General features: G+C 70.3%; 14 protein-coding genes. 5 read left to right on the top strand and 9 right to left on the bottom strand.

Annotated features, from left to right (window positions below):
• Window positions 1-21 precede the first annotated feature (21 nt).
• Together QMK24_RS01855 and QMK24_RS01850 are read right to left on the bottom strand one after the other, a co-directional pair.
• Window positions 22-852, bottom strand: a complete 831-nt coding sequence (locus tag QMK24_RS01855; protein ID WP_283463235.1) for an SGNH/GDSL hydrolase family protein — start codon at window positions 850-852, stop codon at window positions 22-24.
• A gap of 145 nt (window positions 853-997) precedes the next feature.
• Complete coding sequence (locus QMK24_RS01850; RefSeq protein WP_283463234.1) at window positions 998-1798, bottom strand: carbon-nitrogen family hydrolase; 801 nt, start codon at window positions 1796-1798, stop codon at window positions 998-1000.
• A 134-nt stretch (window positions 1799-1932) separates the two neighbouring features.
• Between QMK24_RS01850 and QMK24_RS01845 the strand changes: the two genes are divergently transcribed.
• Window positions 1933-2757, top strand: coding sequence for a maleylpyruvate isomerase family mycothiol-dependent enzyme (locus QMK24_RS01845; RefSeq protein ID WP_283463233.1), 825 nt, complete (start codon window positions 1933-1935; stop codon window positions 2755-2757).
• 40 nt (window positions 2758-2797) lie between these two features.
• Here QMK24_RS01845 and QMK24_RS01840 read toward each other — a convergent pair whose 3' ends face one another.
• The 6 genes from QMK24_RS01840 to pdhA form a co-directional block, all read right to left on the bottom strand.
• Window positions 2798-4078, bottom strand: coding sequence for an MFS transporter (locus tag QMK24_RS01840; protein WP_283463232.1), 1281 nt, complete (start codon window positions 4076-4078; stop codon window positions 2798-2800).
• Window positions 4075-4743: a GntR family transcriptional regulator gene (locus QMK24_RS01835; RefSeq protein ID WP_283463231.1), complete on the bottom strand. Its 669-nt coding sequence runs from the start codon at window positions 4741-4743 to the stop codon at window positions 4075-4077. Before QMK24_RS01835 ends, QMK24_RS01840 begins: the two co-directional genes overlap by 4 nt.
• Before the next feature lie 68 nt (window positions 4744-4811).
• Window positions 4812-5006, bottom strand: a complete 195-nt coding sequence (locus QMK24_RS01830; RefSeq protein ID WP_283463230.1) for a hypothetical protein — start codon at window positions 5004-5006, stop codon at window positions 4812-4814.
• 132 nt (window positions 5007-5138) lie between these two features.
• The gene (locus tag QMK24_RS01825) at window positions 5139-6560 is read right to left on the bottom strand and encodes a dihydrolipoamide acetyltransferase family protein (RefSeq protein ID WP_283463391.1); all 1422 of its coding nucleotides are present in this window, start codon (window positions 6558-6560) and stop codon (window positions 5139-5141) included.
• A 56-nt stretch (window positions 6561-6616) separates the two neighbouring features.
• On the bottom strand, window positions 6617-7582 hold the full coding sequence (locus QMK24_RS01820; RefSeq protein ID WP_283463390.1) for an alpha-ketoacid dehydrogenase subunit beta: 966 nt from the start codon (window positions 7580-7582) through the stop codon (window positions 6617-6619).
• Between the two features lie 11 nt (window positions 7583-7593).
• Window positions 7594-8730 carry a pyruvate dehydrogenase (acetyl-transferring) E1 component subunit alpha gene (pdhA, locus tag QMK24_RS01815; protein WP_283463229.1) on the bottom strand — a complete coding sequence of 379 codons (1137 nt, stop codon included), beginning with the start codon at window positions 8728-8730 and terminating at the stop codon, window positions 7594-7596.
• Window positions 8731-9047: 317 nt separating this feature from the next.
• Between pdhA and QMK24_RS01810 the strand changes: the two genes are divergently transcribed.
• The 3 genes from QMK24_RS01810 to QMK24_RS01800 are packed head-to-tail and all read left to right on the top strand — an operon-like array spanning window position 9048 to window position 10998.
• Window positions 9048-9701, top strand: a complete 654-nt coding sequence (locus QMK24_RS01810; protein WP_283463228.1) for a response regulator — start codon at window positions 9048-9050, stop codon at window positions 9699-9701.
• 7 nt (window positions 9702-9708) lie between these two features.
• Window positions 9709-9948 (top strand): hypothetical protein, encoded by a 240-nt coding sequence (locus QMK24_RS01805; RefSeq protein ID WP_283463227.1) that lies wholly within the window; start codon window positions 9709-9711, stop codon window positions 9946-9948.
• 15 nt (window positions 9949-9963) lie between these two features.
• The gene (locus tag QMK24_RS01800) at window positions 9964-10998 is read left to right on the top strand and encodes a phosphotransferase (protein WP_283463226.1); all 1035 of its coding nucleotides are present in this window, start codon (window positions 9964-9966) and stop codon (window positions 10996-10998) included.
• A gap of 43 nt (window positions 10999-11041) precedes the next feature.
• On the opposite strand, the gene QMK24_RS01795 is transcribed toward QMK24_RS01800, so the two are convergent.
• Window positions 11042-12583, bottom strand: a complete 1542-nt coding sequence (locus tag QMK24_RS01795) for a protein kinase domain-containing protein (protein ID WP_283463225.1) — start codon at window positions 12581-12583, stop codon at window positions 11042-11044.
• Between the two features lie 207 nt (window positions 12584-12790).
• On the opposite strand from QMK24_RS01795, the gene QMK24_RS01790 reads away from it, so the two are divergent.
• Window positions 12791-14545, top strand: coding sequence for a protein kinase domain-containing protein (locus tag QMK24_RS01790; protein WP_283463224.1), 1755 nt, complete (start codon window positions 12791-12793; stop codon window positions 14543-14545).
• Window positions 14546-14620 lie beyond the last annotated feature (75 nt).

Here is a 14620-nt window from a genome sequence, read left to right as displayed (position 1 = left end):
GCCCGCTGCCCCGTTCCGGGATTACGCGCGAGCGGCCGCGAGCACCGCGTCGGCCATGGCCCGCTCACCCCGGGCGTTGGGGTGGAAGGGAATCGCCGGGTTGGTCGGGATCAGCCCCTCCGACCAGCGGGTGTCATCGGCGCGGCATACGTCGCGGTCCGCGCTCGCCGGGTGGTTGTCGACGAAGACCGCGCCCTCGGCGGCGGCGACGCGGGCGAACATGACGTTGAGGCTGTTCTCGAAGGTGTTGAGGAAGACCATGTCCCCGCTGGTGAACATGACACGCGGCCGGCAGGTCCTGCCGTCGTCCGGGATGAGGTTGAGGTAGCCGACGAGCAGCACCCGGGCGCCCGGGGAGCGCTGATGGATCGTCCGGAGCGCGGCGGCGACCTTCGGCTCCGCTGCCTTGACCCGGTCGTCGAGCCCGCTGCCGTAGCTGTCGGCGCAGGGCCGGCCGAGCGGGTTGAGCAGGCCCAGGGCGCTGCACTTGACGATGATCTCCGTGAAGCCGATGTCGTTGCCGCCGATGGTGAGCGTCACCAGGGTGGTGTCCTTGGTGAGCGCGTCGAACTGGCCGTCCGAGGCCAGGGTGGCGGTGTCGGCGCCGGTGCACGTCACGTCCTTGAACGCGGCCGGCGCGAGCCGTTCCGCCACCAGGTGCGGGTAGTTGTGCGTGGAGCGCTGACAGAGCCCGCTCGCCTTCTCCTCCTCGGGAACGCCGGGCGCGGCGGCGGCCGAGTCGCCGAGGGCGGCGTAGCGGACGGGCGGCGGAGGAGCCGACGCTCCGGCCGTGGGGGTGCTGAGCAGCACGGCGGCCACGAGGGCGGCGAGAACAGTGGCGATGCGGGGCACGATGGACTTCCTGACGCAGAGACGACGATCACTACTGTGCGTGATCGTGTTGTCGCTCCGCGTACCAGTCAAGTACCGGGCCGCCCACCGCGCGCCGGTTCGGCCAAGGCTCCGGCCCGGCCCGGCCCGAGGATCGGCCCGCTGCTCAGCCCAGCCGGCGGTCGCGGAGTACGGGGAAGTCGTGCCGGGTCTTGGTGACGAGCGCCGGGTCGAGGTCGGCGGTGAGGGTCTGCGCGTCGGGACCGGCCTCGGCGATGATGTCGCCCCAGGGGTCGATGACGAGGCTGTGGCCGGCGAGTTCGACGCCCGCGTGGGTGCCGGCCGTGCCGCAGGCCAGGACGTACGTCTGGGACTCGACCGCGCGGGCCCGCGCGAGCAGCCGCCAGTGCTCCAGCCGCTTCGCCGGCCAGCCGGCCGAGATGACGAGCATCTGGGCGCCGGCGTCGATGAGCAACCGGAACTGCTCGGGGAAGCGCAGGTCGTAGCAGGTGGCCAGGCCCAGCACGGTGTCCGGGAGCGCCACCGTGACGATCTCCTCGCCCGGAGCCATCAGGGCCGCCTCGCCCTGGTCGAAGCCGAAGCGGTGGATCTTGCGATAGGTGTGCCGCAGTTCCCCGTCGGGTCCGAAGACCAGCGAGGTGTTGTAGAGCGGGCCGTCACCCGCGGCGGAGCCGCTGTCCGCCGCAGCGCGCTCGACGATGGAGCCGGCGTGCAGCCAGACGCCGGCGTCGCGCGCCGCCGCCGACATCGCGTCGGCCGTCGGCCCGTCGAGCGGCTCGGCCTCCGCCGCGAAGGTGTCCGAGGCGAAGGCGCCGACGGGCCACAGTTCCGGCAGTACGACCAGATCCGTACCGGCTTGGGCGCGCACCAGCGCGGCCACCCGGTCCCGCCGGTCGGCGACCGTTTCGCTCAGGTCAACGTCGATCTGCAGCAAAGAAGCGCGCATACACCCACCGCCCATACGTTTGGTCGTCATGTCGGGCCTACCATCGTCACTCGAAAGCACTGCGTGGGTACCCGCGCGGAGCGTAACTTAGGCGCACACCACTACGACCGCGCATCGATCCGTCGAGGGGTCCCGTGACCGTCCACAGTAAGATCCAGCCGTACATCGACGCCTGGACCCACTCCATAGAATCCATAAACGAATTGGTCGCCCCCCTCGTCGAGGGTGAATGGAACCGGCCGACCGAATGCCCCTACTGGTCGGTGCGCGACGTCGTGTCACACGTCATCGGCTACGAGTGCGAGATGCTCGGGGATCCGCGCCCGATCCACACGTTGCCGAGTGATCTGCGGCACATCACCAGTGAGTTCGCCCGCTACATCGAGGTGCCGGTGGACACCCGGCGCCACCACACGGCTCCGGAGATGACCTCCGAGCTCGAATACACCATCATCCGGCGGTCGCGGCAGCTGCGGAACGAGTCGCGCGGTCCCGAGCAGCCCATGCGGGGTCCGATGGGCCAGGAGATGACCCTCGAACACCTGCTGTGGATGCGGACGTTCGACGTCTGGGTCCATGAGCAGGATCTGCGGCGGGCGCTGAACGCACCGGGGAATCTGGCGTCCCCCGCGGCCTTGTACGCGCGGGACTTCCTGCTCCGCGGGCTGCCGAAGCTGGTCGCCAAGGACGCGGGCGCGAAGCCCGGTTCCGCGGTGGTCTTCGATATCCACGGCCCGCTGGAGTTCATGCGGACGGTCCGCGTCGACCAGGAGGGGAACGGGTCGATCGACTCCGCGGTCTCCCTGGGTCCGGCCGTGACCTTCGGCACCGACTGGGAGACGTTCCTGCGGCTGGTCAGCGGGCGGGTGCGCCATGCGGCCGTTGCGGACCGGGTGAAGGTGGAGGGCGACCAGGACCTCGCGCGCGCGATCCTGGCGCGCATCGCTCTCACTCCGTGAGCCCGGCGGACGGGTTAGCCGGGCCGGTCCGCCGGTTCGGCTACGCCGGCACGTGCACGCTCTCGACGCGGCTGACCGCGATCCGGTCCTTCTCCAGCCGGGTCGCGCGGCCGCGCAGCCGCAGGATCTGGACGGTACCGATCGCCTGGAGCACGAAGACGCTGCACCAGGCGATCCGGTAGTTGTCACCCGTCGCGTCCAGCAGCACGCCGATCGCCAGCAGCGTGATCATCGAGGCGGTGAAGCCGCCCACGTTGACGATGCCTGAGGCGGTGCCGAAGCGCTCCGGCGGATTGGCCGGGCGCGCGAAGTCGAAGCCGATCATCGACGCGGGCCCGCAGGCGCCGAGCGCGACGCACAGGCCGATCAGCAGCCACAGCGGGACGTGCCCGCCGGGCCAGGACAGCACGGCCGCCCAGGCCACGGTGCTCGTCCCGATCGCGGTGAGCGTGATCGGCATCCGCGCGCCGTGGTGACGGGCGATCAACTGCCCGAAGAGCGTGCCGAACACCATGTTGGCGAGCACCACGAGGGTGAGCATCGACCCGGCCGCCCCGCGCGACATGCCCTGGTCCTCCACCAGGTACGGCAGCCCCCACAGCAGCAGGAAGACCATTCCGGAGAACTGCGTCGTGAAGTGCACCCACATGCCGAGCCTGGTCCCCGGCTCGCGCCAGGCGGAGACGATCTGGTGGCGCACATAGCCGAATCCGGCGTGCTCGGCGGGGGCGGGCTCGAATCCGTCGGGGTGGTCCTTGAGGAACAGCAGCACCAGGACGAGGACGAACGCGCCGCCGATCGCGGTGCCGGTGAACGTGGCCGTCCAGCCGGCCGAGTGCAGGATCCGGGAGAGCGCGACCGTACTGATCAGGTTGCCCGCGACGCCGAAGAGCGCGGCGGCCTGCGCGATCATCGGGCCCCGGCGGGCCGGGAACCAGCGCGAGCCGAGCCGCAGCACGCTGACGAACGTCATCGCGTCGCCGCAGCCGAGCACCGCGCGGGCGGCGAGCGCCATCCCGTACGAGTGCGAGAGCGCGAACGCGAGCTGCCCGGCGGTGAACAGCACGATGCCGATGGTCAGCACCTTCTTGGTGCCGAGCCGGTCGACCATCAGGCCGACGGGTATCTGCAGCCCCGCATAGACCAGCACTTGGAGGATCGAGAACGTGGACAGCGCGGACGCCCCGATGTGGAAGCGCTCCGCGGCGTCGATGCCGGCCACACCGAGGCTGGTGCGGTGCACCACGGCGACCAGGTAGACGAGCGTGCCGATCCCCCACACCGCGGCGGCACGCCTGCCACCGGGTGGTTCGCCGTTCACGCGTCCCCCCTGGCCATGACCTTGACCCAGGAGACATGGCGGTGCACCAGGGCGGCGGCGCGTTCACCGTCGCCGGCTCTGAGCGCCGCCAGGATCTCGCCGTGCTCCGCCAGGTTCTTGGCGACACGGCTGGGCTCGGCGTGCATGGTGGCCACGCCCATCCGCAACTGCCGGTCGCGCAGCTGGTCGTAGAGGTGGGCGAGGATGCGGTTGCCCGCCGCGCGGACGATCTCGGCGTGGAAGCAGCGGTCGGCGACCGCGAACGCCGCCAGGTCACCGGCCTCCGCGTGGCCCCGCTGCTCCGCGAGCAGCTCCTCGAGCCGGGCCAGCAGCGCGGGCGGCGGGGCCGGCACCAGGCGGGCCACCGCGTGCTGCTCGACGAGCAGCCGGGTCTCGACGACATCGGCGATCTCCTGTGCGGAGACCGACAGGACGAGCGCGCCCTTCTTCGGATAGAGCTTGATCAGCCCTTCCGCCTCCAGGCGGAGCAGCGCCTCGCGCACCGGAGTGCGGGACACCCCGACGGCCTCGGCGAGATCGCCCTCGGTGAGCAGCGTGCCGCCCTCGTAACTGCGTTCGAGGACGCCCTGTTTGACGTGGATGTAGACCCGCTCGGCGGCGGGCGGCGACTTGGTGGCGGTGACCACCGCGGAGACGGGATTCATGATGCACGCATCATAGATACATCATGTATCCACGAGAAACCCGCGTCCGCGATCCGGACCGGCCGGGGTCAGGGGCGCAGGCTGCTCACGACGTTGGCGGTCGCGGTGAGCCCGCTCTGGATGGTCGGGGCGACGCTCGAACTCGCGAGATAGAAGCCGAGGATGACGCAGACCAGCGCGTGCGAGACCTTCAGCGACCCGCTGCGCAGGAAGACCACTGCCATGATCAGGAGAATCAGGATCGCAGAAACGGAAACGGCCACGGCTGTCCCTCCGGGCTGGAGACTGAGTTTCTCCCTATATATCGCCACACATCAGGCTTTTCATGACTGGCGACGCGCAGCAAAGTGGCCCGGACTTTTGTGCGTCCGGGCCACCTTGTCGCACCAACGGGACTACGCCCAGGTCAGAAGCCGCTTCGGCTGCTCCAGGATCGCCGCGACATCCGCGAGGACCTTCGAGCCCAGCTCTCCGTCGACCACGCGGTGGTCGAACGACAGTGCCAGGGTGGTGACCTTGCGGGCCTTCACCTTGCCCTTGTGGACCCAGGGCAGGTCCTTGACCGCGCCGAAGGCGAGGATCGCGGACTCCCCCGGGTTCAGGATCGGCGTACCGGTGTCGACGCCGAAGACGCCGACGTTGGTGATGGTCACCGTGCCGCCCTGCATCTGCGCGGGAGAGGTCTTGCCCTCCCGTGCGGTCGCCACCAGCTCACCGAGCGCGGTGGCCAGTTCGGGCAGTGTCTTCGCCCCGGCGTCCTTGATGTTCGGCACGATCAGCCCGCGCGGGGTAGCCGCCGCGATGCCCAGGTTCACATAGTCCTTGCGGACGATCTCCTGGCCGGCCTCGTCCCAGGCCGCGTTGACCTCCGGATTGCGCCGGATCGCCACCAGCAGCGCCTTCGCGACGAGGAGCAGCGGGCTGACCTTGCGGCCGGCGAACGCCGGGTCCAGCTTGAGCTCCTGGACCAGCTTCATCGTCCGCGTGATGTCGAACGTCACGAACTCCGTGACGTGCGGCGCGGTGAAGGCGCTCGCGACCATCGCCTGAGCGGTGGCCTTGCGCACGCCCTTGATCGGGGTGCGGGTCTCACGGGCGCCCGGCTCGGCTACGGCGGGAGCGACGGCGCCCGCAACGGGGACCACAGCGGGTGCCGCGGCCACGGCGGGCTCCGGCGCGGGAGCCGGAGCGAGGGCCGCGTGCACGTCCTCGCGGGTGATGGTCCCGTCACGGCCGCTCGGGACGACGGCGTTCAGATCGATGCCGAGGTCCTTCGCGAGTTTGCGCACCGGCGGCTTGGCCAGCGGCCGGTCCCCGGTGAGACCGGCGAGGCCGGTGGCGCCGCCGGCGCCGTGGCCGTTCAGCTCCGGCTGCGTCCGGCCCTTGGACGGGGCCTTGGGCCGGCCGGCGGCCCGGTCCTCGGGCTGGGCCGGGACCGCGCCCGCCGCCTTGCGCGGGCGGCGGACGGTCGACGACTGCGAGACGCCGTAGCCCACCAGCACCGCCTGCCGCTTCACCGGCTCGGCGGGCGGCTCCGGCGCGGGCTCTGCCACTGCAGCGGCGGGTGCCGCCGCGGGGGCCTCGTCGGGGGCGCCCGGTGTGGTGTCCACCGAGATGATGGCGGTGCCCACGTCGACCGTCTCCCCCTCGGGGAAACGGATCTCGTGCACGACGCCGTCGAACGGGATCGGCAGCTCGACGGCCGCCTTCGCCGTCTCGACCTCGCACACGACCTGCCCGTCGGTGACGGTGTCACCCGGCTTGACGTACCACTTGAGGATCTCGGCCTCGGTGAGTCCCTCGCCCACATCGGGCATCTTGAACTCGCGGAAGCGCTGCGCAATGTCGGTCACAGTCACGCTCTCCTCGCCTCTCAGTACGCCAGCGCGCGGTCGACGGCGTCGAGTACGCGGTCCAGGCCGGGCAGGTACTCCTCCTCGAGCCGGGCCGGCGGGTACGGGGCGTGGAAGCCGCCGACCCTCAGCACGGGAGCCTCGAGGTGATAGAAGCACCGCTCGGTGATCCGGGCGGCGATCTCCGCGCCGGTCCCCAGGAAGACGGGGGCCTCGTGCACGACGACCAGACGGCGGGTCTTCTCGACCGACGCCTGGATCGTGTCGAAGTCCATCGGGGACAGGGACCGCAGGTCAACCACTTCCAGGCTACGGCCCTCGCTCTCGGCCGCCGCGGCGGCCTCCAGGCACACCTTCACCATGGGACCGTACGCCGCCAGAGTGAGATCCGTGCCCTCCCGGGTCACCCGGGCCTTGTGCAGCGGGCCGGGAATGGCCTCGGTGTCGACCTCGCCCTTGTCCCAGTAGCGGCGCTTCGGCTCGAAGAAGATCACCGGGTCGTCGCAGTCGATGGACTGCCGCAGCATCCAGTAGGCGTCCTGCGCGTTGGACGGCGAGACCACCTTCAGGCCCGGGATGTGGGCGAAGAGCGTCTCGGGGGACTCGCTGTGGTGCTCGACCGCGCCGATGCCGCCGGCGTACGGGATGCGGATGACGACGGGCATCTTGACCTTGCCCAGCGCCCGCGCGTGCATCTTGGCGAGCTGCGTGACGATCTGGTCGTACGCGGGGAAGACGAAGCCGTCGAACTGGATCTCGACGACCGGACGGTAACCGCGCAGCGCCAGGCCGATCGCGGTGCCGACGATGCCGGACTCGGCCAGCGGCGTGTCGATGACCCGCTCCTCGCCGAAGTCCTTCTGCAGACCGTCGGTGATGCGGAAGACGCCGCCGAGTTTCCCGATGTCCTCGCCCATGAGCAGGACCTTGGGATCGGTGTCCAGCGACTGGCGCAGCGCCTCGTTGAGGGCCTTGGCCATGGTCATGGTGGTCATGGTCAGTGCTCCTCAGTCTCGTCGGCGAACGACGCGAGGTACTCGGCGAACTGGGCGCGCTCCTCGTCGACGAGCGCGTGCCCGTCGGCGTAGACATTCTCGAAGATCGCCATGGTGTCGGGGTTCGGCATGGTCCGTACGCCGTCCCGTACCCGCTTGGCGAGCGCGTCGCTCTCCTTCTCGATCGAGGCGTAGTACGCCTCGTCGGCGAACCCCTCGGCCTCCAGATACGTCTTCAGCCGCAGGATCGGGTCCTTGAGCTCCCACTGCTCGCGCTCCTCGTCGGCGCGGTAGCGGGTGGGGTCGTCGGTCGTGGTGTGCGCGCCCATGCGGTATGTGAACGCCTCGACGAGCATCGGCCCCTGGCCGGTGCGGGCCCGCTCCAGGGCGGCCTTGGTGACGGCCAGTACGGCCAGCACGTCATTGCCGTCGACCCGGACGCCCGGGAAGCCGTAACCGGCCGAGCGCTGGTAGATCGGCACCCGGCTCTGCATCGCGGTCGGCTCGGAGATCGCCCACTGGTTGTTCTGGCAGAAGAACACCACAGGGGCGTTGTAGACGGCCGCGAAGGTGAAGGCCTCCGCGACATCGCCCTGGCTGGAGGCGCCGTCACCGAAATAGGCGATGACGGCGGAGTCCGCGCCGTCCTTGGCGACACCCATCGCGTACCCGGTCGCGTGCAGCGTCTGCGAGCCGATCACGATCGTGTAGAGGTGGAAATTGTTCTCGTTCGGGTCCCAGCCGCCGTGGTTGACCCCACGGAACATGCCCAGCAGGTTCAACGGGTCCACATCGCGGGTCCAGGCCACGCCGTGCTCGCGGTAGGTCGGGAAGACGTAATCGTCCGGACGGGTGGCCCGGCCCGATCCGATCTGTGCCGCCTCCTGGCCGAGCAGCGAGGCCCACAGGCCCAGCTCGCCCTGCCGCTGCAGTGTGATCGCCTCGGCGTCGAAGCGGCGGGTCAGCACCATGTCGCGGTACAGGCCACGCAGCTCTTCCGGGGTCAGATCGATGGAGTACTCGCTGTGCTCGACGCGCTTGCCCTCGGGGGTCAACAGCTGTACGAGCTCGGGCTCGCCCCCACGGCGCTTCGCGCCGCCGCGGGTGGTCCTCCGCGCGGCAGTGCTTTTCACGCTCACGTTCGCTCCTCCGTCTGTCCGGCCCCCGGGATCCGCCGGAAGGCCAGTTGCGGCTCACCTGGTCCGACGCGTCGCACGGGGTATGTGCGGCATGGCCGAGCCAGGCGTGACAGTGCCCCGGCGAGTGGCCTGCAAGAAAGACGTTACCTACTGCGGCTCTTCTCCGCCGACGCGGAGACAGGTTTCTGACCTGCGGTTTTGCTTGGATTACCTAGTAAATAGGCGTTGTCGCAGGCCACCGGGACAGAGGAACGGTATCTCGCGGATCGCATGTGCGTAAGAGGTCTGGGGATCGAATCGTGTGCGATGCTCGATTCGTGCGCGAAGACGGAAAAATCCATGTATTCCTCCTCGATGACCACGAAGTGGTCCGCCGGGGCGTCCATGAGCTGCTCTCCGTGGAGGACGACGTCGAAGTCGTCGGCGAGGCCGGAACGGCTGCCGAGGCCCTCACCCGGATCCCCGCCACCCGCCCCGATGTCGCGGTCCTGGACGTCCGGCTGCCCGACGGCAGCGGCGTCGAGGTCTGCCGGGAGATCCGTTCCAACGACCCGAACATCAAGTGCCTCATGCTGACCTCCTTCGCGGACGACGAGGCGCTCTTCGACGCCATCATGGCGGGCGCCGCCGGATACGTGCTCAAGGCCATCCGGGGTACCGACCTGCTCAGCGCCGTCCGTGACGTCGCCGCCGGGAAGTCGCTGCTGGACCCCGTCGCCACCGCCCGCGTCCTGGAACGGCTGCGGCACGGCGCGGACAAGGGCGACGACCGGCTCGCGAACCTCACCGAGCAGGAGAAGAAGATCCTCGATCTGATCGGCGAGGGCCACACCAACCGACAGATCGGCGAGCGGCTGCATCTCGCGGAGAAGACCGTGAAGAACTACGTCTCCTCGCTGCTCGCCAAGCTCGGCATGGAGCGCAGGACCCAGGCGGCGGCCTATGTCGCCAGGCTGCACGCAGACGGCTAGCGCCTCCGTGGTCGGCTACCAGGCCGACAACCTCAACACGGCCACGGACTCCATCTGGGCCGTGCACCTGACCGGCACCGCACGCGTCATCCCCGGCCCGGAGGACGCGGAGGAACTTTTCGGACCGCTGCCCTCCTTCGTGGACGAGCAGGCCTTTGACCCCGTTTACCTGCGCATCGACCCGCAGTTCGTGGACGTCCAGTTCGTGAAGGGTGTCGCAGGGTGGCCGGAGCTGCACGCCGCGTGATCTACGCTTTCCCGCGTGACGGGCACGGCAACGGAGCCGCTCGCTGAGCGCACGCTCGGCACACTGCTGCGCCGTTACGACGGCGCCGGCACCCCGTTGGCCTGCGATCCGGTCCCCCAGGGACTGCTGAACCGCGGCTACCGGCTGGCCACCACCCGAGGCCGGTTCTTCCTCAAGCACTACCTCGCGCCGGACACCGCGGACGCCGGCACCATCGCCCGCCAGCACCGCGCGACGCTGCTCCTGGACCGGCTCGGCCTGCCCGTGGCGCCGCCCGTCGCCGACGCGGACGGCCGGACCGTCGCCGTCGTCGGCGGGCGCTGCTACGCGCTCTACCCGTGGGTCGAGGGCGTACACCGGGAGGGCACCGAGCTGACCGCCGCCCAGTCACGGCGGCTGGGCACGCTCCTCGGCCGCGTGCACGCCGGACTGGCGCGCGTACAGCCCCCGCCGGGGGCGGACAGGAGCCGGCACCCGAGCGCCGACCCGGAGCGGACGTACACGCTCATCGACGAGCTCCTGGGGCTGGCCCACGCGAACGAGCCGCGCGAGACCTTCGACGAGCTGGCCGAGCACCGGCTGCTGGAACGCCGCGCCCTGCTCGAGCGCCATGCCCACCGCAGGCCGCCCGACCCGGCCGTGCCCGCCACCGGCTGGGTGCACGGCGACTTCCATCCGCTGAATCTGCTCTACCGCGGCGACGAACCCGTCGCCATCGTCGACTGGGACCGCCTCGGGGTGCAGCCGCGCGCCGAGGAGGCGGTGCGGGCCGCCGCGATCTTCTTCGTCCGGCCCGGCGACGGACAGCTCGACCTGGCGAAGGTACGGCCCTACGCGTGCGCCTACCGGCGTGCGGCCGGGGTACCCGCCCAGGAGCTCGCGGCGGCCGTGCACCGGGTCTGGTGGGAGCGCCTGAACGACTTCTGGATGCTCCGCTGGCGCTACCAGGAGCGCGACCGGCGCTCCGACCCGCTGTTCCCGGCCTCCTCCGCGCTCGCGGTGTGGTGGACCCGCGAGTACGAGGCCGTCAGCGACGCGTTCACCGGCTAGGGCGGGCCCTGGGGCACGTCGGGGCCGGTGAACGCGTCGTGGGTCAGTGGCCCGGCTTCGCGGTGCCACCGCCGGACGGAGTGCCGCTCGGCGGTGTGGTGGGCGTCGTTGGTGTCGGAGCCGACGACGACGGGGTGCCGGACGGTGTGTCCGACGGCGTGTCCGAAGGCGTGTTGCTGGGCGTCCCGGACGGCGTCCGGGACGGGGTGTGCGACGGGGTGCGCGAGGGAGTGCGGCTCGGTGCCTCCGACGTGTTCCCGCCGCCCTGGCCCGGATCCGTCGAGGTGTCCTGGCTCGGCTCGGTGCTCTGCGCCGACGCGCTCTGCGAGGTCGACGGCGCTACGTTCTGGCTCGGATCCTTCTTCTGCCCCGGGTGCCCGATCGCGAAGTACACGCCCATCGAGATCGCCAGCACCGCGGCCAGCACGAAGAGCACCGGCTTGAGCCACTTGTTGTCCTGCCCGCCGCCGTGCCGCCGCTCGTCGTAGCCGTGGGTGTCGTCGGCCCCGCGGCCGGACGCGCCCAGCAGCATCGGCCGGTTCAGCTCCGCGGTGGTGGAGTTCCCCGGCCGTCCGCCGCCCGTGCCGGGGCCCATGCCCAGGCCCGCGCCCGTCTGCGAGGGGATCGGGGCGGTGTGGGACACGACGCCGGTGTCCCACATGTTGGTCCAGCCGCCCTGCTCCTGCAGCATGCGCAGCGCGTACTGCACCACGCCGCGCATCTCCTCGGCGCTCTGGAAGCGGTCGTCCGGGTGCTTGGCGAGCGCCCGGAGCACCAGGCCGTCGAGTTCCGGCGGCACCCGGTCGCTGACCGTGGACGGCACCTGCGGCTCGTCCTGTACGTGCTGGTAGACGACCGACAGCGGGGTCTCGCCCATGAACGGCGGACGCAGCGCCAGCAGCTCGTAGAGCATGCAGCCGGTCGCGTACAGGTCGGAGCGGTAGTCGACGGCCTTGCCGAGCGCCTGCTCGGGGGAGAGGTACTGGGGCGTGCCCATGACCATGCCGGTCTGGGTCATGGTGCTGGCCGCGCCGTGCAGGGCGCGGGCGATGCCGAAGTCCATGACCTTGACGGCGCCGGTGTTGGTGATGATGACGTTGGCCGGCTTGATGTCACGGTGCACGATGCCGTGCTGGTGGCTGTAGGCCAGGGCCTCCAGCACACCGGAGATGATGATCAGCGCCTGGTCGATGGGCGGCGCCTCGGCGCCGGTCAGCAGGTCGCGGATGGTGTGCCCGTCGACCAGCTCCATGACGATGTACGGAACCGTGCCGGTGGGTGTGCGGTCCTCGCCCGAGTCGTACACGGCGACGACGGCATGGTGGTTCAGCCCGGCGACCGACTGCGCCTCGCGGGTGAAGCGCGCCTTGGAGACCGGATCCTCCGCCAGATCCGAGCGCAGCAGCTTGATCGCCACGATCCGGCCCAGCCGTACGTCCTCGGCCGCGAACACCTCGGCCATACCGCCACGGCCCAGCCGGTACGTCAGCCGGTAGCGGCCGTCACCGACCAGTCCTTGCGCGCCCCACAGTTCGGGCGAATCGGACGCTCCAGTGCCTGCGGTCGTCTCATGGGGGTCGACCATCAGTCCTCGCCGTCGCTTGTTCCTCGCCTTACATGTTTTCTGGTCGGCCACGCTACCGTCTCCGGGGACGGTGCCGGGCCGCTCGTGTATGGGCTCCATGCGCATCAGGTGACGAGATGGTCAACGAACTTGACGTGCCCGAGCGATAAGCCAGACTTGGCGGGCAAGCTGCGGGACGAGGGTCTTCTCTAGGGGGAAGCGGTACAGATGAGCAGCGGGGACGGCGCGCAGGCCGATTACGCGGGGCGCTCGGTCGGAGGCGGACGCTATGTGCTGCGCGATCTGCTCGGCGAGGGCGGCATGGCCTCAGTGCACCTGGGACACGACACGGTCCTGGACCGCCCGGTGGCCATCAAGACACTCCACACGAGCCTGGGGAACGAGCAGTCCTTCCGCGAGCGGTTCCGCCGCGAGGCGCAGGCTGTGGCCAAACTGAACCACACGAACATCGTCTCGGTCTTCGACTCCGGCGAGGACACCCTCGACGGCGCGATGGTCCCGTACATCGTCATGGAGTACGTCGAGGGCAAGCCGCTGAACGTGGTGCTGGCCGAGGACGTCGCCCAGTTCGGCGCGATGCCGGCCGAGAAGGCACTGAAGATCACCGGCGATGTGCTGGCGGCGCTCGCGGTCAGCCACGAGATGGGGCTGGTGCACCGCGACATCAAGCCCGGCAACGTGATGGTGACCAAGCGTGGTGTGGTCAAGGTCATGGACTTCGGCATCGCGCGGGCCATGCAGTCCGGCGTCACCTCGATGACCCAGACCGGCATGGTCGTCGGCACTCCGCAGTACCTGTCGCCCGAGCAGGCGCTGGGGCGCGGCGTCGACGAGCGCTCCGATCTGTACTCGGTGGGCTGCATGCTCTTCGAGCTGACGACGGGCCGGATCCCGTTCGAGTCCGATTCGCCGCTGGGCATGGCGTACCAGCACGTGCAGGAGATCCCGCCCGCACCGTCGCAGTTCAACCGGGCGATCTCGCCCGGGGTCGACGCGCTGATCGCGCGGGCGCTGAAGAAGAACCCGGCGGAGCGATTCCCGACCGCCGACGCCATGCACGACGAGCTGGAGCGCGTCAGCGCCTCCACTCAGCCCGGCACCACCCCGCTGATCATCGGCGAGGGCCCGCACGCCCGCAGCCGAGGCGAGGGCGTCTCGGCGACGGTCTTCCCGCCCGCATCGGGCGGCCTGCACACCCCGCCGCCGAACGTCCACAGCCCGTACCAGACGCCCACGCCGCAGCAGAGCGCCTACGGTCCCGGCACCCCGCCGCCCGCCACCCCGGCCCCGGCCGCGTACGGCTACCCGCAGCAGCTCCAGCAGCAGCCACCGCAGCAGCAGTACCAGACGCCGGCTCCGCCGTCCTCGTACGCGATGCAGCCCGGCGCCGGCGGCGGGCACAACACCGGCCACACCGGTGGGCGCGGTGGCGGGGGCAACGGCGGCGGCCGGTCGACGAAGACCATCGCGATCGGGGCCACGGTGGCGGTGGCCGCCATCGCCCTGGTCGTCGGCCTGGTCATCTCGATGAACACGAAGAAGAACAACACCGCCGACGGGGGCGGCCAGAGATCGTCCACGAGCCAGTCCGCATCCCCGTCCGGATCCACCGGCGGCTCGTACCAGCCCTCGAACGCGCCGAACAGCAACGGCGTCGTCGAGGGCGACAAGACCCGCACCCTGGACTCGTCCGCGTGCACCGGTGCCACTCAGAGCTTCACCGAGTCGAACCCGAACGTCGTCCTGTTCCCGCAGTTCAACACCAAGTACCGGGACTCCGTCGAAGCGTGCCTCAAGGCCGCCGGCTGGAAGTACACGGTGAAGTACACGGACGAGCAGCAGTGGGGCAAGGGCGCCATCGTCGACCAGAATCCCAAGGCGCTGGCGGACTACAACACCACGCAGAAGGGCGACGCCGGCAAGATCACCATTTGGGTCTCCACCGGTAAGGCCGCCGGCTGATCCAGCCGGCACACAGCACGTACACAGCACGTACACAGCACGGGAAAACGGAGAGGGCCCGGCACGCATGATGCG

This window comes from Streptomyces sp. PH10-H1 (assembly GCF_030063355.1).
Taxonomy (GTDB): domain Bacteria; phylum Actinomycetota; class Actinomycetes; order Streptomycetales; family Streptomycetaceae; genus Actinacidiphila.
Note: the sequence above shows the minus strand (reverse complement) of the source record. Positions and strands in the feature narration are given on the sequence as shown.